This is a genomic window from Faecalibacterium longum (assembly GCF_040094125.1).
Taxonomy (GTDB): domain Bacteria; phylum Bacillota; class Clostridia; order Oscillospirales; family Ruminococcaceae; genus Faecalibacterium; species Faecalibacterium longum.
The window spans coordinates 17476-38225 of sequence record NZ_JBBNIH010000172.1 but is presented as its reverse complement, the minus strand read 5'-3'; the positions used below and the strand labels follow the sequence as shown (position 1 = coordinate 38225).

Genomic DNA, 20750 nt, shown 5'->3' with positions numbered 1-20750 from the left:
GGTGACCCGTACCGGAATCGAACCGATGTTAAAGGCGTGAGAGGCCTCTGTCTTAACCGCTTGACCAACGGGCCATACTACCATTGCATCGGGTGTTGTTCCCGACTCGATTATTTTAGCACAGCGCACCCCCTTTGTCAACAGGCATTTTCAATTTTTCGGCAAAAATTTCGAAAAAATCAGAACAGCCGACGTGCTCTGCCCTTCACGGCCCCCAGAAGGACGTTCAGGTAAAGGCCCATGACGCTCTCCACCTCGCCCAGCTCCATGCTCTGGCGCTGGGGCAGGCCGGCCAGCGTACCGCGGTAGAGGCAGCGCAGCTCGGGCAGCTCGGCGTAATCGCTGGGGTGCATGAGGGTGCTGGGCTTTGGCAGCTCCAGCGCACCGCTCTTCTGGAGCACCTCACTGACGAACTGGGAGCAGAAGTAATGCCGACGGCGCTGCCAGCGGATATGCATCCAACAGAGCAGCAGACCCAGCGAATTGAAGCGGTAGAGCTCACCGTGGTGCATCATGTGTTGAGTGCGGCGCTTGGCGCGGGTGTAGGCTTCGTCCGTCACTTCCAGCGCGTAGAGGGCGCAGGGGATGTTCTCCCGCATGAGGAACACGCCCCGGTTCAGGTACTCCCGGCTGGGACCTGCGGGGAACATGGTATAACCATTCTTGCGGGTAGAGCTGTAGAGGGTACTCAGGTCCTCGTCGAAGGCGAGGGAGATGTGAGTGTACTGCGCACCGGTCAGGCTGTACACGAGGTTCGAGAGCAGGGTGCCGGAGCGGGTAAGAAATATGTAAAGCGTCTTCATCGTCGTTGTTTCTCCATGCTGGCGGCTCATGGCCGCGGGTCAGACTGGCTCAGTATATCATAAGTCGTGCGTTTTTTCCAGATAAATCGCAAAATATCCACAAATATTTTGTGTCTCTACTTATAATACGTTTTTTCGCGGCCCAAAATTGCAGCCTCTTCTCTCCTGATTTCCGCTCCTTGTATCCCAAATCGATAAAATTTTATCAAAGATTTGTTTTTGGCATAAAATCTTTAATTTGTGCAGGCAAACGGGCCAAGATTTTTTACGAAACCGTCTCAAATACCCCAGATTCTTAATAAGATTTGTTGCTTTTACCCGAAGAAAACCGCCCCGCCGGTTGATTTCGGCCCCAATTTATGTATAATGATATACAGGAGAATACGCATCTGTATTTCTTTTCGTCGTCCTTTTGCGGTGTCCTTTTGGCTGAGGGCAGCTTACCGCTGGTGTCTGGACGATGACCTGAACGAAAGAAGAGGTATAAGTATCATGGCAAAGTTGGATCTGAGCAAGTATGGTATCACCGGCACGACCGAGATCGTGTACAATCCCTCTTACGAGCAGCTGTTCGAGGAGGAGACCAAGCCCGAACTGGAAGGCTACGAGAAGGGCCAGGTCAGCGAGCTGGGCGCTGTCAACGTCATGACCGGTATCTACACCGGCCGCTCCCCCAAGGATAAGTTCATCGTCATGGACGAGAACTCCAAGGACACCGTGTGGTGGACCAGCGACGAGTACAAGAACGACAACCACCCCGCTTCTCAGGAAGCCTGGGAAGCTGTGAAGGAGATCGCCAAGAAGGAGCTCTCCAACAAGCGCCTGTACGTCGTGGATGCTTTCTGCGGCGCCAACAAGGACACCCGCATGGCCGTCCGCTTCATCATGGAAGTGGCCTGGCAGGCACATTTCGTCACCAATATGTTCATCAAGCCCACCGCTGAGGAGCTGGCAAACTTCGAGCCTGATTTCGTTGTCTACAACGCTTCCAAGGCTAAGGTCGAGAACTACAAGGAGCTGGGCCTGAACTCTGAGACTGCTGTGCTGTTCAACATCACCAGCAAGGAGCAGGTCATCGTCAACACCTGGTATGGCGGCGAGATGAAGAAGGGTATGTTCTCCATGATGAACTACTTCCTGCCGCTGAAGGGCATCGCTTCCATGCACTGCTCTGCCAACACCGATAAGGAGGGCAAGAACACTGCCATCTTCTTCGGTCTGTCCGGCACCGGCAAGACCACCCTGTCCACCGACCCGAAGCGTCTGCTCATCGGCGATGACGAGCACGGCTGGGACGACAACGGCGTCTTCAACTTCGAGGGCGGCTGCTACGCAAAGGTCATCAACCTGGACAAGGACTCTGAGCCCGACATCTACAACGCCATCAAGCGCAACGCTCTGCTGGAGAACGTCACTCTGGACGCTGAGGGCCACATCGATTTCGCCGACAAGAGCGTGACCGAGAACACCCGCGTCTCCTACCCCATCGACCACATCCAGAACATCGTCCGCCCCATCTCTTCTGCACCCGCAGCCAAGAATGTCATCTTCCTGTCTGCTGATGCATTCGGCGTCCTGCCCCCGGTCTCCATCCTGACCCCGGAGCAGACCCAGTACTACTTCCTGTCCGGCTTTACCGCAAAGCTGGCCGGCACCGAGCGCGGCATCACCGAGCCCACCCCCACCTTCTCCGCCTGCTTCGGTCAGGCCTTCCTGGAGCTGCACCCCACCAAGTACGCTGAGGAGCTGGTCAAGAAGATGCAGAAGAGCGGCGCCAAGGCTTATCTGGTCAACACCGGCTGGAACGGCACCGGCAAGCGCATCTCCATCAAGGATACCCGCGGCATCATCGACGCTATCCTGAGCGGTGCCATCAACGAGGCTCCCACCAAGAAGATCCCCTACTTCGATTTCGAGGTCCCCACTGCTCTGCCCGGCGTTGACCCCGCTATCCTCGACCCCCGCGACACCTACGCAGATGCCGCTCAGTGGGAAGAGAAGGCCAAGGATCTGGCTGGCCGCTTCATCAAGAACTTCGCAAAGTACGAGGGCAACGAGCACGGCAAGGCTCTGGTCTCCGCCGGCCCCCAGCTGTAAGCTGACAGCACCTCTTACATAAAGAGCTTTTATCCCCCTGTCCACACCGGGCAGGGGGATTTTTATGTCCCGAAAAAATGGCGAAACCTATTTTTTTTTTGCGGAACCATGTTATACTTAGTCCAAATTCTGCACCGCGGCAGGAAGCCTTTCGGGACATATAAGGGGTATTGCTTATGAATAATCAGACAGTCAACGACTACTTCAAGCACCACTGGGCGAAGCTCATCGTCTTTGTGCTCTTTACGGCGGTGGTATCCTTTTTCGCGCCGCTGAAAAGCTTCCAGCTCAAGTGGCTCATCGACTCCAAGAGCAAGCAGGAGGCGCTGGGCTATATGGGGCTGGTGTTCCTCATCACCTTCACCAGCTGGTTTTTCGAACGGCTGAGCCGCCGCTCCTTTACAAAACTCGCCTGCGGTGCCGTGGAGCAGGTACGGGGACAGGTCATGGAGCGGGTGCTGCGCCGCCCGGTGTCCCAATATCAGCGGGAGGGCGACGCAGCCTATCTCTCCCTGCTGACTACCGACCTGCGCACCCTCTACGACGACTATTATATGTCCATCTTCAATATCGTGTTCTGGGGCGGCATCATGCTCTGCGCTCTGGGAATGTACCTCTACATCAGCCCGGTGATGCTGGCGGCGATTTTGCTCGTGACCGTGCCGCCGCTGGTGCTGCCCCGCAAGATGAACGAGCGGCTCAAAGCCGCCCGCGACGCCTTCTCGCTCCAGATGGCGGTCTACACCCAACAGCTCAAAGAGCTTCTGGGCGGGTTTGAGGTCATCCGGGGCTTTCTGCGGGAGGACGCCTACGCCGCCCGCCACCGGGACGCGGCTCGGCAGGCCCGCACCAGCGAGCTGGGCTATCAGCAGAGCCTCAATGCAATGGTGGTCAATACCTCTCTCATCAGCAACCTCATCTTCCCCATCGTCATGCTGGTGGGCCTGTTCCTCGCCTTTGATGGCCGTCTGACGATCGGCACCGTCTCCACCGCCGCCAGCATGGCGAATTTCGTCATCACGCCCTGCAGCCAGATCGCTCAGTGCTGGGCCAAGGTCAGGTCCTCCAAAGGTATCCGCCAGCGGTTAGAAGACGCCATGTCCGGCCCGGAAGAAACGCCCAAAGGTCAGCCCATCGGCAGGCTTGAGCACATCGAGTGCCAAGACACCGGCTTTACTTATCCGGGTGCTGCCGCGCCGGTGCTGAGCGGTGTCCGGCTGACCGTTTCCGGGCAGGAAAAGGCCGTTCTCGTGGGCGAGAGCGGCTGCGGCAAGTCTACACTGGCAAAGCTGCTGTTCCAGTACTACCCAGACTATACCGGCAGCATCCTCTTCAACGGCCAGCAGTTGCGCGGCATCGACCGTCAGAGCCTCTACCAGCGGGTGGGCTACATCGCCCAGACCACCTATCTCTTCAACGACACCCTCCGCAGCAACATCTGCCTGGGTGAGGATTTCCCCGAAGAGCAGCTGACCCACGCCGTGGAGACGGCGGGCCTTTCCGACTGGGTAAGCACCCTGCCCGACGGCCTCGACACCCTCATCAGCGAGAACGGCAAGAACCTCTCCGGCGGGCAGCGCCAGCGCATCGGCATCGCACGGCTGGTGCTCCGCCGGTATGACCTCATCATTGCCGATGAAATTACTGCCAGCCTCGACCCCGACACCAGCGGTCAGGTCATGGAAAAGCTCCTCGCTCTCCCCTGCATGGTGGTCGCCATCACCCACGACGTCTCGGGGGCGTTCATGAAACAGTTTGACAAGGTATACCGGGTGGAACACGGAAGCGTCACACAAGCATAAAAGGAGAGCCTGTGCCGGGTTTCAGCACAGGCCCTCCTCTTGTTTTTACCGGTTATTTTGCCGCGTCGAACTCGGCCAGAATATCCTCCGTGGGAGCCGGGGTCACGAGGCTGACCACCACGCAGACGGCCAGCGAGACGAGGAAGGCGGGCAGAAGCTCATAGATGCCGAAGACGCCGCCCAGCGGGCTGACAATGTACTTCCAGACGAAGACCATCAGGCCGCCGCAGAGCATACCGGCCAGCGCGCCCTGCCAGTTGCAGCGCTTCCAGAACAGGGCGCAGAGGACGACAGCGCCGAAGGAGCCGCCGAAACCGGCCCACGCAAAGCTGACGATGCCAAAAACGCTGGAATCCGGGTCGCGGGCCAGCACCACGCCCACCACGCTGACACAGATGATGGTCAGGCGGGCTGCGAAGAGGCTCTGCTTCTCGCTCAGTTTGAGGTGGCCGAACTCCTGCAAAATGTTCTGGGACACGCTGGACGCAGCGGCCAGCATCTGGCTGTCCGCCGTGGACATCGTAGCCGCCAGGATGCCTGCAAGGATGAGTCCGGCGAGGACTGCCGCCAGCACACCGTGCTGGCTGATGAGGCTGGCGATGCGGACGATAAGGGTCTCACTGGACGAGCCGCTGAGGAATTCCAGCGCACCAACCCTGGTCATGCCGAGGCCCACCATGCCGATGACGATGGACGCCGCCATGGCGATGACCACCCAGACGGTGGCAATGCGGCGGCTGAGCACCAGCTTCTTCTCGTCCTCGATGGCCATGAAGCGGAGCAGGATGTGGGGCATACCGAAGTAGCCGAGGCCCCACGCCATGGTGGAGACGATGTCCAGCAGGCTGTAGGACGTGGCCCCGCCGGTCACAGCGTCGTGGCTGGCCGTCATGGTCAGGTAGCCGGAAAGGCTCTGGGCGTTCTCCACCACAGCACCCCAGCCGCCTGCCACAACGATGCCGTAGCCCAGCACCGCGATGAGGGCCAGCGACATGACCATCGACTGGATAAGGTCGGTGGTGGTGACGGCGCGGAAGCCGCCCAGAATGGTATAGCCCACGATGACGAGGGCCGACACCAGCATTGCTGCCATGTAATCTACGCCGAAGAGGCTGTGGAACAGCTTGCCGCAGGCCGCAAAGCCCGAGGCCGTATACGGCACGAAAAAGACGATGATGATGACCGCGCCCAGAGCGTTCAGCAGGTTGCGCTGGTCATGGAAGCGAAGCGACAAGAACTGCGGTACCGTGATGGCGTCGAGGTTGGCCGAATAGCGGCGGAGCCGCCGGGCCACGATGAGCCAGTTGAGCCAGGTACCCAGCGCAAGGCCGATGGCCGTCCAGCCCGGCGAGGCAATGCCTGTCAGATAGGCCAGACCCGGCATCCCCATCAGCAGCCAGCTGGACATATCGCTGGCCTCGGCGCTCATGGCCGTGACCAGCGGCCCCATCTTCCGGCCGCCGAGGTAGAAGTCGGCGCTGTCGTTGTTGGTCTTGCTATAGGCGAAACCCACCAGCAGCATGGCCGCAAGATAGACGACGATGGTGACGATGATACAGATCTCACTCATACACGTTCCCCCTTTGGTGCTTTTTCCTCTATGATAAAAGCATGGCATGATTTTACCACAGTAAAGCATCAAAGTGCAAGACCCTTGGGCAGATTCTTACCCTATGACCGAAATTTCGTCCTTTGCAGCGTCCAAAACCACTCAATATGCCAACAGGCCGTCCTCTGGAAGAGGACGGCCTGTTGGCTCGGATGAAGAAAATGATGAAAATAAAGAAGATGACAGATTATTTTGCGGCTTCGCCTTCGGGGAAGATGATCTTGTTCACGAAGAAGAAGATGACCATCGAAATGCCGCCGTTGAGCACCGTGGTGCCGATGTTGTAGATGAAATCAGGCACCAGCAGACCGGCCACAGCCACCCAGATGCAGTTGATGGAGTTGACGATGCAGGTGATGAGGCAGAAGGCCAGCAGATACCAGCCGATCTGCTTGGCGAGGTTGCCCTTGCTGCGGAAGACAAAGTTGCGCTGGATGGGAAAATTGATGCACTCGCCGATGACCATGGCCACCATGTAGGCGCAGAAGTAGGGCAGGCCGCCGTGGGCGGCGTCGTAGCCGAGGATGTTCCACTTGAAGGTCTCGCCGAACAGGGTGATGTCGATGCCCGGCCAGCCGAAGTCCACCACCGGCAGGCTTGCAAACGCCTTGGGCAGGAACTGCAGAAGCAGATATTTGAACACGGTGATGAGGTTGGACACGATGACGAACAGTCCGCCCTCCCGCACCCATTTGGCCGCAGCCGGATGCTTTGCGGCAAAGTTATTCCAGAAATTCATGACCTTATTCCTTTCAGCTGTTTTTGAGCCGGTTTTCCATCTGGCTGTTCAGGATGAGATTCTTGACGAACTCATAGCTGACCCGAAGGATGCCCACGAGCCAGAAGCCTTTCAGCTCCCAGACGAGGCCGTCTACCATGCCCATGCTCACCATGCCGTTGGTCATCTTGGCCAGCGCGCGCAGCGGCATATTATACTGGAACACGGTGTTCAGGTCGGGGGTGCCTTTTGCAAAGCTGCTGTCCAGACGGTAGCGCAGCACCTTCTGTGCCACCCAGCCCAGCGGACTGCGGCCATGGTCCATCTCGCCCAGCGTCATGTTCCGGTCGATGCGGACGACATCCTCCGGCACAGGGTGGCCCAGCAGAGCCTCGAACTCGGCGTCGGTCACATAGGTGATCTGACCGGAGACGTAGTGGAGCAGGTCGAGACCTTCGTAGGGGTCGGGAGCGTTGGTCCCCTTGACGGAGACTTCCGCCGTCAGGCGGATGTCTGCGCTGGATGCACCCACGCGGAGCTGATAGCTTCCGCCTTCGACTTCCCAGCGGTCAGTCTTGACGTTCCAGTAGCGGAACGCCTTGTCGTCCAGAGCGATGCTCACCGCCCTGCTCTCGCCGGGGGCGAGGAAGACCTTTGCAAAGCCCTTCAGCTCCTGCACCGGACGGAAGATTTTTGCGTCCTGCTTTGCGACGTAGAGCTGGACGATCTCGGCGCCGGCACAGCTGCCAGTGTTGGTGACGGTGAGGGTCACACCCTTCTCGTCTGCCTTCAAATCACTGTACTCGAAGGTGGTGTAGCTCAGGCCGTAGCCGAAGGGGAACGCCACCGGCACACCGGCGGTCTGATAGTACCGGTAGCCCACATACAGGCCCTCGCGGTACTCCACGTTCCGGCCCTCACCGCCGAAGTTCGCCTTGGCGGGGGTGTCGTCGTAAGCCTGCGCCCAGGTCTGGGACAGCTTGCCGCAGGGGCAGAGCTTGCCGGTGAGGATGTCTGCGGCCGCGCCTGCACCTGCCTGTCCGCCCAGTGCGCCGTAGACCAGTGCCCTGCACTGGCCGACCCACGGCGTCTCTATCGGTGCACCGGCGCTCAGCAGAACGACGACGTTCGGGTTGACGGCAGCCACAGCGGCCAGAAGTTGCTGCTGATTCTCGGCCAGCTTCATGTCGGCGCGGTCGAGGCCTTCGCTCTCTCGCAGCTCATCGAGGCCGAGGCAGAGCAGAACGGTGTCCGCCTTCTTTGCGAGGGCCACAGCCTCTTCCAGCTTCTCGGCGTCAGCTGCACCCTGACGCTCGAAACCGGAGGCATAGCCCACGAAGGTGATGCCGCTGCCGTCGGCCTTGATGCTGTCCAGCAGGGTGTCCACCTGCAGGGCGTTGACGGCGCTGGAGCCTGCGCCCTGATAGCGGGGCGTCTCGGCAAAGTCGCCGATGACGGCCAGCTTCTCATTGGGCTTGAGCGGCAGGATGCCGCCCTCGTTCCTGAGCAGGACGATGCTCTCTGCGGCCGCGCGGCGGGCAAGCTTATGGTGCGCGGCAGCGTCGAAGGTGCGGGGCGCTTTTTCCACCGCAGCGTGGGTGGAGAACACCAGTTCCAGCATCTCGTCGAGGCGGGCGTCCACGTCGGCCTCGGAAATTTTGCCGTCCTGTACGGCCTTCATCAGCTCCCGGATGGAGTCGCCGCCGGGACAGGGCATTTCGAGGGTGGAGCCGTTCTTCACGCCGAGGGCGTGGTCATTGGAGCCGCCCCAGTCGGTGACGACGGCCCCGTCGAAGCCCCAGTCCTTCCGCAGAATGTCCTGCAGCAGGTGGGCATTCTCGTTGGCATAGGTGCCGTTGATGAGGTTGTAGGAGGTCATGATGGTCTTGGGCTTTGCCTCTTTCACCACGATCTCGAAACCGGTCAGATACAGCTCCCGCAGGGTGCGCTCATCGAGCACCGAGTCGCTGGCCATGCGGCGCAACTCCTGACTGTTGACCGCAAAGTGCTTGGGGCAGGCAGAGATGCCGTTTTTCTGGATGCCGCGCACATAGGCAGCGGCCATCCTGCCCGCGAGGATGGGGTCTTCCGAGAAATACTCGAAGTCGCGGCCGCAAAGGGGGCTGCGCTGGATGTTCAGGCCAGGGCCGAGCAGGACAGCCACTTCCTGTGCAGCGGCTTCCTCGCCCAGTGCCTCGCCCACGGCTTCGCCCAGCTTCTCATCCCAGCTGCACGCAGTGGCGGAAGAGGTCGGGAAACAGGTTGCCGGAACGCTGGGGTTGAGGCCCAGATGGTCGGCGGCGCCGGCCTGCTTGCGGACACCGTTGGGGCCGTCCGAAAGGGTGATGGCCGGGATGCCCTTGCCCGGCAGAGCGCGGGTGGTAAAGACAGTCTCGCCCGAGAGCAGAGCGCATTTTTGCTCTAAGTTCAGTTTCTGGATGATGTCGGTATGCTTCATCGCATTTTCCTCATTTTATCCTGAGCAGGGCAAAGGCCCGCTGTCTGGTGCAGCGGGCCTTTGCCGTTGGTTCAGTTCAGGTGCTGCATGGAGAGAGGGTCCGGTTTAGACTTCTTCTTCCTCTTCCTTGCGCTTCTTGTAGTTCTTGATGGCGGTGTACTCCAGGCCAACGATGAGCAGCGCGGCCACGACGTCAGCACCGATCATGATGACCTTCCACTTTGCCATGCCGGGGTTCAGGTTCTCAGCCTCATAAGCGCGGCTGTTGACCACAGTGTAGAGGATGTTCTTGGCAGAGGTGCGCATTGCCTGCTTGCTGCTGTTGGTCAGAACAGTCATCTTGTTGAAGTCATTGCCGGTGGTGCAGAGCATCAGATCGCTGCCGTTGCGGACGCCCTGATCAGCGGTCATGTAGCCGTAGACACCGAAGTAGTCGGTCTCGACGAAGCCGAGGAAGCCCCACTCACCGCGCAGGACGTTCTGCAGCAGCTCCTTGCAGCCGCCAGCCCAGCGGCTGCCGATGTAGTTGAAGGAAGACATGACAGCGTGGCAGTCAGCATCCTTGACAGACATCTCGAAGGGCTTGAGGTAGATCTCGCGGATAGCCTGCTCGTTGGACCAGGTAGCCAGCATAGAAGTACGGTTGCCTTCCTGATCGTTCAGGGCGAAGTGCTTCATGTAAGCGTAGACGCCGTGCTCCTGTGCGCCTGCGATGGCGTTTGCGGCCATAGCACCGGACAGGACACCGTCCTCCGAGTAGTACTCGAAGTTACGGCCTGCAAAAGCGGTGCGGTGGATGTTCATTGCCGGGCCATACCAGCCGGACGTGTTCATCTCGTTGGCCATCTTGCCGATGCTGTCGCCGAAGTCGTGTGCCAGATCTTTGCTCCAAGTCATGCCGATGAGGGTAGCAGCCGGGAAACCGACAGAGCCGACGCCGGTGAAGTTGTTGTTGATGGACGCAGGGCCGTCACAGTCGTTGGTGCGCACCTTGCCGATGCTGTCCACAGCTGCAGTCTGATAGCCGCCGAAGCCGATGGTCTGCTGCAGGTCGTCGATGCTCATCTCATCCAGCAGGTCATCCCACTTGGAATCGTTGTAATCCACGCCGCGCAGGTCAGCCAGCTTGAGGCCGTTCTTTGCGCCGGTGGTGATGTCCTCTGCGTTGGGGTCATCGTCCTTCTCGTAGTTGACCTCAGTGTAGGTGTGTGCGTTGTCGAAGACAGCCTTGACCTCATCGCTCATGTTGTAATCAGCAGGAGCGGCAGTGGCCTCAGCATAGTTTGCAAAACCGTCCGCACGGGACAGATAGGTGATCTCGCCCTCTGCGAAATCGAACTGATTGGTCGCTGCAACAGCGTCGCTCTCGCGCTTGTTGGACTCGTTGTAAACGATGTCGGAAGCAACAGTGTAGGTCTTGGAATCCAGAACATTGTGGGAGTCAGAGTTGGTGCTGATGATGTAACCGCCAGCCTCCAGCACATAGCAGCCGTTGTTCTTGTAATCGTAGGAAGCCAGATCCTCGACCGGGATGGTGAAGTCGATGGTCTCGCTCTCGCCGGGGGCAAGCTCGCTGGTCTTGGCGAAGTCCAGCAGGTTTGCGGAGGCCTTCTCAATGCCGCCGTTGGTGTACGGAGGATCATTATAGATCTCCACGACATCCTTGCCGGCAGCAGAGCCGGTATTGGTGACGGTGACAGAGAACTTCAGGCTGCTGCCGTCGCTGGTGATGTCGCTCATCTTCTGGGTGAAGGTGGTGTAGCTCAGGCCGTAGCCAAAGGGATAGACAACTTCCTTGTCGTAGTCGATGAGGCCTTCATCGGCAGCAGTCTCATAGAACTTGTAGCCGACATAGATGCCCTCAGCGTAGTTGACGAAGGATGCAGTAGCGCCTGCGGGGTCGAAGAAGCTGGAATCGGAATCCAGCTCGGTGGCGTTGGTGTACTTGAAGTCACCGAAGTTGTTCCACCACGGAGAAGCGGTCAGGTCAGCAGCATAGGTGTCAGCGGTACGGCCGGAGGGATTGACCTCACCGGCGACCACGCGGCCAAAGCCCTCAAAGCCGGACTGGCCGGTGCCAGGGCAGAGCAGGACGCCCTTGATCTGGGGGTAGTTCTTGACCCAGTCCATCTCGAAAGCGTTTGCGCCGTTGTAAACGACGACGACGTTGTCGAAGTTGGAAGTGACGAGGTCGATGAGCTCTTCCTCGCGGTTGGACAGCTGCAGGAAGTGGTCGCCCTTATCCCAGTCATTGCCCTCGTTCAGGCTGTCATCGTAAGTGCCGTTGTAGTAGCCGGCGCCGCGCTGAGAACCACGGTAATCTGCCACACGGCGGACCCAGCTGCCGTCCACGACAGCAGACATATCGGTGGGAAGGTCTGCGCCCTCACCGCCGACGCGGGTGATGACGACCATGGCGGTGTCAGAGTATGCCTTGGCGTTTGCCATCATCTCGTCGGTGTACAGGCTGACATTCGGCTCGGGCAGGGTCCAGTCCTGCTGTGCCATGCCGACGCTGGGGCGGGTGGAGCAGTAATCGGTGTAGAACTTGCTCAGCTCGTCGTTGGTCTCGATGCCTGCATCATGCAGACCGGTGAGCAGGTCGGTGACAGGGTAAGCGTCGTTCAGAGCGCCGGAACCGGTGCCGCCGTAGCAGGGGCTGGTGGAAGCCCAGCCGAAGACGTTCAGCTTGGAACCGGAAGCCACAGGCAGGATGTTGTCGTCGTTCTGAGCCAGAACGATGCCTTCCTGGGTGATCTCATTGACCAGCTCGGTGGCCTCTGCGGAAGTCTCCTCACTGATGGAACCTTCGCCGGAGACCAGATCCAGCATGGTGGACATGGGGCCGGTGCAGATGAGGTTGACGACAATCGCCAGCGCCAGCAGAATGGCGAGGCCGGACTGCGCACGAATCATCTTCTTTTTCGCTTTGGGCATCTTCCGCACCGCGAACATCACGAGGAGCGCGAGTACGAGGACGACGCCGAATGCAATCAGATAGTTCTGAATATTCGAAACTACCTGCATTACATCATCCATATTGATGGACAACATAATTTTCTTCCTCCTTATTCTGAATCCATATTTTCCGGGTACAGCTCCCGGAGCATTGCCACTATTATAAATGGATTCAAAGAAAATTCACAAACATCTTCACAATCTGTCATTTTGGAGGCATATTTTGCAGAAGTTTCAATTTGGTTTCAAATTTTATTGTGCTAATCCACAATTTCGAGAACAGTTTTATTGTGCAGAATAGCAAAACGTCTCTGTCATCGCTGTGCGATGACAGAGACGTTTCTCACGATGGGACAGGCAGCAGGATCCGCAGGGTGAACCAGCCGTCGGCCCAATGAAGAGTCATGGTGCCGTCGTGGTGCTGGGCGGCCGCACGCACGCCCTGTAAGTCATAGCCGCCGTGGGCGTTGTGGACGGGCAGACCGTCCGCGCCCAGCTCCACAGGCTGGGCGCAGTAGTTCTCGAAGCGGAGCATCACGCAGCCGCTCTGGTTATAGATGGCCACCCGCAGCAGACGCTTTTCGGGGTCAGGCTCGGCCAGCACGCTCTCGATGGCGTTGTCCAGCGGCGCGCCTACGAGGGTACACAGCTCCCGCGTGCTCAGAAAGCCCAGCTGGCTGCCGTCGGCCACGCTGGTCATGTTGATGCCGCGCTGCTGGCAGTCCATGCTTTTGGCGGTCAATAGGGTATCCAATACCGGGTTGCCAGTCTTGTTCTCGGCTTCATACTGCCGGATGCCGCTCTCCATCCGGGCCAGAGCCGCGTCCTGCTTGGCCCGGTCGCGCTCGGCGCGGATGTCCGCGATTTGAATCTTCAGCTCGTGATAGCGGCTGTTGATGAGCCGGATGCCCTCTTTGCTCCGCTTGTACTGCTCGTACTGGCGGTGGAGCACCTCGTCCATGGCGGCAAGCTCACTGTGGAGCGCCGCCTCCCGCAGCTGCTCGTGCTGAACCGTCAGGATGAGCACGCCGCAGATGTCCACCAGCGTGCGGATGTAGTAGACGCTCATATCCACCTCGCGGTCACCCAAGAACAGCAGGTTGCTCACCGCGAAGACCATCGCCGCCATGACGACGGCCACGAGGCCCGCTTTTCCGCTGATGACGATATGGCCCTTGGGACTTTTGTGCTTATGCTCCAGCACCCAGATGCAGCCGAAAACGCCGCCATAGACCACCACCAGAAGCAGCAGTGACAGGCCGTCGGCCCCGCTGCGCTGAGGCCAGAGGAAGCAGTGCAGCTGCCACTCGGCGCTGGCCGCCAGCTCTGCCAGAACGAAGGCCCGGGCGCAGACATAGCCCGCTTCCAGCAGGGAGATGGTGCGGGTGACCCAGAGGTATAAATACTGTATCCCCACAGCTGCCGCCATGCAGGGGATCCACCACGCCAGCGGAACTCTGCCCGTGGCCTGCAAAAAAGCACTCAGGGCCAGCGCCCATGCCGCACTGGCAGCGATGGTGGCCGTTTTGCCGAAGCGGATGCCCAGCGGCAGGGCGTAGATGCCCACGGCCAGACACTCGGCCAGCGCCGTATACAGGCGCGGGATGTTGGGCAGTGCCGTCATGCACCCTCACCCCCGATGTGGTCGGCCAGCGCCGCGAGGAAGGCTTTCCGCCGGGGGCGGCTGACCTGCAATTCGTAGGGTCCCACCTGCACCATCCCCTGCTGCACGCTCTTCACCTGTGCCAGATTGACAAGGTAGCCGCTGTTGCAGCGGGCAAAGGGCCGCTCGGCCAGCTTTTCCTCAAAGGCTTTCAGGGTGCCTGCCGCCACGAAATCGCCCTCTTCGGTATAAAAATGGACGCGGTGTCCCTCGCTTTCCAGATAATAGATGAGGGACGAATCCAGCCGCCGCATCCCGCCCTCCACCGGCAGGGCCAGATAATGCCGTGCGCGGCGGCGCAGCTGTTCTTCGGCCTTGCGCAGCTGCTGCGAAAACGCAAAATAAGGCACCGGCTTGAGCACATAGTCCAGTGCGCCCACGGCGTACCCGCCGATGGCGTACTGCGCCATATTCGTGATGAAAACAATGATAACATCCTTGTCCAGCTCCCGCACTCGCCGGGCCGTCTCCATGCCGTCCAGATGCTTCATCTCCACGTCCAGAAACAGGATGTCGTACACCGGGCGGTAATCATCCAGCAGCTCCATGCCGTCAGCGAACTCCGTCACCGCGAACTCGGTGCCGTACTGCCGGGTGTGCCGCTGCACATAGCCCTGAAGCTGCGCCCGCACCTCTGCCTCGTCCTCGACCAGAGCAATGCGTATCATTGCCGCACCTCCTTTTTCCGCAATTTTTCTAGTTTTTATTGTAACACGAAATAGGGCGTGTGGCAAATAGGAGAATAAAACAGCAGCCCCGCTTCATCTTCCGCGAGGCTGCTGTTCTGTGATTGGAAAATTTCAGGCTCAGTTCGTCTTGACGGCCACAAGGATACGGATCTTCCTGCCGCCGGAGCAGCCGAAGTTGTCGTACCAGCCGATGAGCTTATAATCCTCGGTGTTGATCTTGGGCAGCGAGGTCGCGAAATACTGGCCGTTCGACCACAGATACACCTGCATATCGTCGGCGGTCTCATAGCGCTTGTCGCCGCTCATGACCGAAGCTGCGCCCAGCTTATCGATGACTACCGGCGAGAGCTGGAGCATCCGGTTGATGGCCTTGCCGTCAGCAGAGCGGCCGATGGCGATGCCGCCTGCGATAACGGGGTACTTGGTGGCGGTGCTGTAGGCCACCTGTTTGCCGCCGGAGTAGCAGACGTAGGTCGCACCCTCGCCCAGATAGTTGAGGAAGTCGCCCAGCGTACCGCCCACGCTGTCGCCGGTACGGCGGAGCACATAGCTGAACAGCTGGTCCGTCTTGCCGGTAAGGGTGTTCCAGGTAGAGCTGACGACACTGCCGTCGATGAGGCCGTAGAGCACATCGCTGGTGCTGGGGACAAGGATGTTCTTCACATCCTGGAAGGTCTCCTCATCGGTCTTGTCCACCTTGGTGGTGGTCGCAGCGGGGAGGCCTGCGGCCTCTCTTGCGGCGTCCTGTGCCTTGTCGCTGATTTTTTTGTCAATCTTCTTGGCGGCTTCGTCCGTCAGGCGGCGGACAGAATCCAGCGCAGCGTACTCCCACAGGTCACCGGTCACATCGTCGAGGATGACCCGGTCGATCTGGCCTGCGGAATTGGTGGTGTAGTAGCGGACGTCGCTTTCACTCAGAGTTACCCCCGATAGGCGGCTGGGGCGAACTGCCCCAGCCACACCCTCCGACGTCGTATCAATGATCTGCACGTTGTCTGCAAACGGGGTGTCGCCCAGCGCGGTGCCGTCGGCGCTGACGGTGCCGCTGGTCGAGCGGGACGAGATGGACTGGACGCTTTCGCCGTCACCGTCCACGCTGATCTCCACCAGCTTGCCGGCCGGGAAATTGAGCTTATTGTCCACATTGACGGTGCGGGCGGTGCCGTCGGTACACATGACCGAGACAGCCTGCTGCACCTCAGCGCTGTTCGTCTCCACGAGGGTGCGGGATGAGGACTGGACCACGCCGTAGAACACAGCGTCTGCCGCGTCGCCGGTGAGGACGGAGACAGCTGCATCATTCATGCCCAGCAGCAGAGTGACCACCTGACCCACGCCGCCGCCGGACAGGGAGGACAGCTGGTAGGCCACAGAGGGCGAAGCGATAGCGTAGGTGACGCCGGCCACGGTCACAGAGGTCGGAGCGCTGGCCGAGGGCGAGACAGCCGTCACGCGGCCTGCGGCGCGCTTGTTGTAGAGCCAGACGGTGCGGGCGCTCTCGTTATAATAATAGACATCATAGGGAGAGAGGGCCGCTGAGGTGGTGACTTCGTCGTTGCGGTAGATGGCCGCCGGGGCGAAAGGCAGGACGGTGGAAGCATCTGCCACAAAGGGACCCTTGACGTTGTCCAGCAGGACAGAAGAGATGTCCACCTGGCCGTTGCTCACGGCAAAGCCAAGGGTGGAAGCGTAGACCTGACCGCTGCCGTTCATAGCGGTGAGGGCGTTGTAGAAGAGCATGGTACCCTGCTCGAGGGTCAGAGTCTCGCCCTGACGGGCATTGATCTCATTGCGCAGGCCCAGCGCGCTGGCCTTGCTGAGCTGAGCTGTGGGGAAGGTACCACCCAGCTTTGCCACATCATAGCCCAGCAGGCGCAGCGCCATGGTGCAGGCTTCTTCCAGCGTGACGGTGTTGTCCGGACGGAAGCTGCCGTCGGAGTAGCCGGTCATCCAGCCGTTCTGGACGGCAGTGCGGATGTAGACCGCATAGGGAGAGTCGCTGTCTACATCGCTGTAGAGGCGGCCGGTGCGGCCCTGTGCCGTGGTGGTATCGCGGTAAGCAGAGAATGCGGTGAGGAGGCGGGCCGCCTGCCCACGAGTGAGGGGCGCACCCAGAGAACCGGCCTGCTCGGCGGTCAGACCGCCCAGTGCCGTCGCCGTCTGGACTGCCGCGTTGGAGCCGACCGCAGAAGCGGGCAGCACCAGCATGGAAACAGCCACGCAGACAGCCAGCAGGAATGCGAGGAATCGTTTTTTCATGGTAAACTCCTTAATCATATCTGAGCGCTTCGATGGGGTTCAGGCTGGCGGCACGGCGGGCCGGCAGGAAGCCGAACAGGACACCGATGCCGCAGGAGATGCCCACGGCGATGGCTGCTGCGTCCGCCGAGGGGGTGACATTCAGGGTAATATCCGTCAGGATATACGGAAGGATCTGGTTGATAATGGCCGACACGACGTAGCCCAGCACGATGCCGAGGCAGCCGCCCAGCGCCGACGTGACGCCGGCCTCCACGACGAACTGGGTCAGGATGGTGCTCTCCTGTGCGCCCAGTGCCTTGCGGATACCGATCTCACGGGTGCGTTCGGTGACGGACACCAGCATGATGTTCATGATGCCGATGCCGCCGACCAGCAGCGAGATGCCTGCAATGGCCGTCAGGACGCCCACCATGACGTTGATCATGGAGGACATCTGCTTCATGGCTGCACTCAGGCTCATGACGTAGACATAGTCGTCCTTGCTGACCAGCTTCTTGAGCCGCGACTGCAAAAACTCCTGTGCCTCATCCGAGTGGTCCGCGTCCTGCAGGACCACATAGTACTGGCTGACACTGCTGGTGTTGTTGACGCTCATCAGGGTGGTATAGGGAACGAGAACAATGTCGTCGTTGCCGCCCTCGTACTGAGAGGCGGGTTTGGAGCGGCCTTCCAGCACGCCCACGATGCGGTACTCGCTGGCGCCTACCTTGAGGGTGCTGCCGAGACCGTTGCCGCCGAAGATCTTACGGTCCACATAGTCGCCGATGACACAGACATTCTTGTTGTCTATCAAATCGGCGTACTGGATGCCGCGGCCCTTGGCCACCTTGTAGTTGTTGATGGTCATGTAATCTTCGTTGACGCCGCTGATGTAGGTGCGGCGGTACTTCTCGCCCGCCACCCGCAGCGTGTCGCCGACACTGGCAATAGGCGAAAGGCCCTTATAATACTCGGGCTTTTCATTGATGATCCTGTACACATCGTCCACTTCCACTGAGCGGGTGCTGGCGGTCATGACGTTGACGCTCAGAATATCGCTGCCCATGTCGGAGTAGAAGTCCTGCATCATGTTGGTCATGCCGTTGCCGAGGCCGACGATGACGATGACGGCCATGACGCCGATGATGATGCCCAGCATGGTGAGGAAGGTGCGGACTTTGTTGCTCAAGACGTTCTGGACGGCCTGTTTGAAGGTCTCCTTTATCATGCCTGCGTCCCCTCCTCTCCGGCTTTCGGTTCTGCCATCATGAAGTTCGGCTGAACGACTGCCTCGGGTGCGTGGGCATCGCCATCGTAGACGACGCGGCCATCTTCGAGGCGGATGATGCGCTCGGCCTGCACAGCAATGGAGTTGTCGTGGGTGATGAGGACGACCGTATTGCCCTGCTTGTGCAGATCCTGCAGCATTCCCAGAACTTCGCGGCTGGTGTGGGAGTCCAATGCACCGGTCGGCTCGTCGGCCAGGATGACCGCCGGGCCGCGGGCCAGCGCACGGGCAATGGACACACGCTGCTGCTGACCGCCGGAAAGCTGGTTGGGCAGGTTTTTGAGCTTATTGCCCAGACCCACCCGCTCAAGGGCAGCCTTTGCCGTCGCGTGGCGCTGTGCGGCGGGGATGCCCGCATACACAAGGGGAACTTCCACATTCTCCAAAAGCGTCAGCTTCGGCAGCAGGTTGTACTGCTGGAAGATGAAGCCCAGCTTCTCGTTCCGGATGTTTGCCAGCTCACGGCGGCTCATCTTGCCGACATCCTTGCCGTCCAGCAGATAAGTGCCTTCGGTAGGCACGTCCAGACAGCCGATGATGTTCATACAAGTGGATTTACCAGAACCGGACTGGCCGACGATGGCCACGAACTCGCCTTTGTTGATTTTGAAAGAGACGTGGTCGGCGGCCTTTACGAGGGTGTCGCCCATCTGGTAATACTTGCAGACCCCATCAAATTCTATCAGCGTGCTCATTCGTCATCTCCTTCGGCGGAGGCCATCATGTTGCTGTAGAAGTCGGTCGCACTGACGCTGGAGTTGTCGTAAGCGATGGTATCGCCCTCCTGCAGGCCGCTCTTCACTTCGATGTAATCGTCATCGCTGATGCCGGTGGTCACCTTGACGTAGACGTAGCCGTCGGGAGCGGTCATTGAAGTCTCAGCATTGGCAGCGCTGGGCGAATCTTTGGTCACCAGCACATAGCTGCCCCGGACGAGGGCGGCGTTGGGCAGGGCCAGAACATTCTTGACGCTGGCGGTGGTGATCTTCGCAGTGGCGTTCATTCCGGGCAGCAGCTCGCCCATGTCGTCGATGCGGACGGTGACGGGGTAGCTGGTGGAGCCGTTGGCGGTAGTGCCTGCCACGAGGATACTGCTGATGACGCCCTTGTAAGTCTCACCCGGGACGGCGTCGGCGGTGATGTCCACCTCCTGGCCGACCTCGAGGGAGCGGATCTTCAGCTCGTCCACGTTGAGCTTCATTTCCAGATAGCTCATATCGTAGATGGTGCAGAGGTTCTGCATGGCGGTGTCGTTGGCGCTGAGCTTGTCGCCGGCCTTGACCTTCTTATCCACGATGGTGCCGCTGATTGGGGCGTCGATGGTATAGTGGCTGATGGTCTTCTCGGCAGAAGACATCTGCAGCTCGGCAGCGCGCAGGCTGTCAGCGGCGTTTTTGGTCTGCTTGTCCAGATCTTTGCCGGTGATGCGGAGGATGACGTCATTCTGACGGACGGTGCTGCCCTCCTTGACGCAGAGTTCAGACACGGTACCAGAGGCAGCTGCCACGACAGTCTCCTCACGCTGGTAAGTAAAGTGTGCAGAGTTGAGGGAGCTGACGCCGTTCACCTGTGCCACAGCGGCCTGTGCGGTGGTCAGGCTGCCCGCGTTGGGAACAGCGATGGTGACAGTGCAGGTCATCAGGCTGGCGTCGCCGGCAGGGTCTGCACCGGAAACGGAGCGGATGGTGCCGTTCAGCGTCTCAAAAGTGGTGTCCGGCATGACCTGTGCGGCCTGACCGGCGACAAAGCTCTGGGCCTCTGCGGCAGGGAAATCCACGGCCAGCAGCATCACGGAGGTGTCGCGGATGGTGGCCACAGTCTGACCAGCCTGCACGGCGTCGCCTGCGGCGACTGCAAAGGAGCTGACCTCGCCGCTGATCTTGGTGCGGACGTTCTGCATATCCGCAATGTCATCGTAATTGCGCTGTGCCTGCTCCACCGAGAGCTGTGCGCTCGCGAGGTTGTTTTCCACATCCGAAATGTCGATGGTGTAAAGAATATCGCCCTTCTCGATGCTGTCGCCCAGCTCAAAATCGGCGGTGAGCACCGTGCCGGTGACGAGGGACTTGACGGTGTAGGAATCGGCGGCGTTGATGGTGCCGCTGCCGTCGTAGACATTCACGATGTCGCGGCGTCCCAGCTTCTCCTGCGTGTAGGCAAGGTCTGCCGACGCACTGCGGCTCTTGCGCGGCACGATGACCGCCACCAGCACCGCTGCGGCTGCGACCACCGCGATGCAGCGCTTTTTGTGGGTCTTGATAAAGTGGAACACCTTATTTTCTCCGCCGGTATTCTCCTGCGGAGAGGCGTCCTGTGTCTTCTTGTTGAAACCTAGCATGAAAAGCCTGACCTCCTGTGTTTCATGAAAAAGAAAAGTTCTTTCTGCCTGTTTTCATTCGTTCTGCGCTTTCCCCCACAGCGTCC

At 59.7% G+C, this 20750-nt stretch carries 13 protein-coding genes and 1 tRNA gene; 2 read left to right on the top strand and 12 right to left on the bottom strand.

Annotation, left to right across the window (positions count from 1 at the left end):
• Positions 1-2: 2 nt before the first annotated feature.
• Positions 3-74, bottom strand: a tRNA-Glu gene (locus AAAU26_RS13725).
• A gap of 105 nt (positions 75-179) precedes the next feature.
• The gene (locus AAAU26_RS13720) at positions 180-803 is read right to left on the bottom strand and encodes a hypothetical protein (RefSeq protein ID WP_227618894.1); all 624 of its coding nucleotides are present in this window, start codon (positions 801-803) and stop codon (positions 180-182) included.
• 492 nt (positions 804-1295) lie between these two features.
• Between AAAU26_RS13720 and pckA the strand changes: the two genes are divergently transcribed.
• On the top strand, positions 1296-2900 hold the full coding sequence (pckA, locus tag AAAU26_RS13715) for a phosphoenolpyruvate carboxykinase (ATP) (protein ID WP_227618893.1): 1605 nt from the start codon (positions 1296-1298) through the stop codon (positions 2898-2900).
• Between the two features lie 176 nt (positions 2901-3076).
• Positions 3077-4702: an ABC transporter ATP-binding protein gene (locus AAAU26_RS13710; RefSeq protein WP_227618892.1), complete on the top strand. Its 1626-nt coding sequence runs from the start codon at positions 3077-3079 to the stop codon at positions 4700-4702.
• A gap of 52 nt (positions 4703-4754) precedes the next feature.
• Here the strand turns inward: AAAU26_RS13710 and AAAU26_RS13705 are convergent, their stop codons facing one another.
• The 10 genes from AAAU26_RS13705 to AAAU26_RS13660 form a co-directional block, all read right to left on the bottom strand.
• Positions 4755-6272: a sodium/proline symporter gene (locus AAAU26_RS13705; RefSeq protein ID WP_227618891.1), complete on the bottom strand. Its 1518-nt coding sequence runs from the start codon at positions 6270-6272 to the stop codon at positions 4755-4757.
• 226 nt (positions 6273-6498) lie between these two features.
• Positions 6499-7050 carry a GtrA family protein gene (locus AAAU26_RS13700; RefSeq protein ID WP_158400317.1) on the bottom strand — a complete coding sequence of 184 codons (552 nt, stop codon included), beginning with the start codon at positions 7048-7050 and terminating at the stop codon, positions 6499-6501.
• Positions 7051-7063: 13 nt separating this feature from the next.
• Entirely contained in the window at positions 7064-9487 is a 2424-nt protein-coding gene (locus tag AAAU26_RS13695) for a glycoside hydrolase family 3 C-terminal domain-containing protein (RefSeq protein ID WP_227618890.1), read from the bottom strand.
• Positions 9488-9592: 105 nt separating this feature from the next.
• The gene (locus AAAU26_RS13690) at positions 9593-12541 is read right to left on the bottom strand and encodes a glycoside hydrolase family 3 N-terminal domain-containing protein (protein ID WP_227618889.1); all 2949 of its coding nucleotides are present in this window, start codon (positions 12539-12541) and stop codon (positions 9593-9595) included.
• Between the two features lie 247 nt (positions 12542-12788).
• Positions 12789-14069 carry an ATP-binding protein gene (locus tag AAAU26_RS13685; protein ID WP_227618888.1) on the bottom strand — a complete coding sequence of 427 codons (1281 nt, stop codon included), beginning with the start codon at positions 14067-14069 and terminating at the stop codon, positions 12789-12791.
• A complete protein-coding gene (locus tag AAAU26_RS13680) occupies positions 14066-14776 on the bottom strand; it encodes a LytR/AlgR family response regulator transcription factor (RefSeq protein ID WP_158395466.1) in 711 nt (236 codons plus the stop codon). Before AAAU26_RS13680 ends, AAAU26_RS13685 begins: the two co-directional genes overlap by 4 nt.
• Positions 14777-14914: 138 nt before the next feature.
• On the bottom strand, positions 14915-17056 hold the full coding sequence (locus AAAU26_RS13675) for an S-layer homology domain-containing protein (RefSeq protein WP_227618887.1): 2142 nt from the start codon (positions 17054-17056) through the stop codon (positions 14915-14917).
• Positions 17057-17066: 10 nt separating this feature from the next.
• Entirely contained in the window at positions 17067-18266 is a 1200-nt protein-coding gene (locus AAAU26_RS13670; protein ID WP_227618886.1) for an ABC transporter permease, read from the bottom strand.
• Positions 18263-19021 carry an ABC transporter ATP-binding protein gene (locus tag AAAU26_RS13665; RefSeq protein ID WP_227618885.1) on the bottom strand — a complete coding sequence of 253 codons (759 nt, stop codon included), beginning with the start codon at positions 19019-19021 and terminating at the stop codon, positions 18263-18265. Before AAAU26_RS13665 ends, AAAU26_RS13670 begins: the two co-directional genes overlap by 4 nt.
• The gene (locus tag AAAU26_RS13660; RefSeq protein ID WP_227618884.1) at positions 19018-20664 is read right to left on the bottom strand and encodes an efflux RND transporter periplasmic adaptor subunit; all 1647 of its coding nucleotides are present in this window, start codon (positions 20662-20664) and stop codon (positions 19018-19020) included. Before AAAU26_RS13660 ends, AAAU26_RS13665 begins: the two co-directional genes overlap by 4 nt.
• Between the last annotated feature and the right edge of the window lie 86 nt (positions 20665-20750).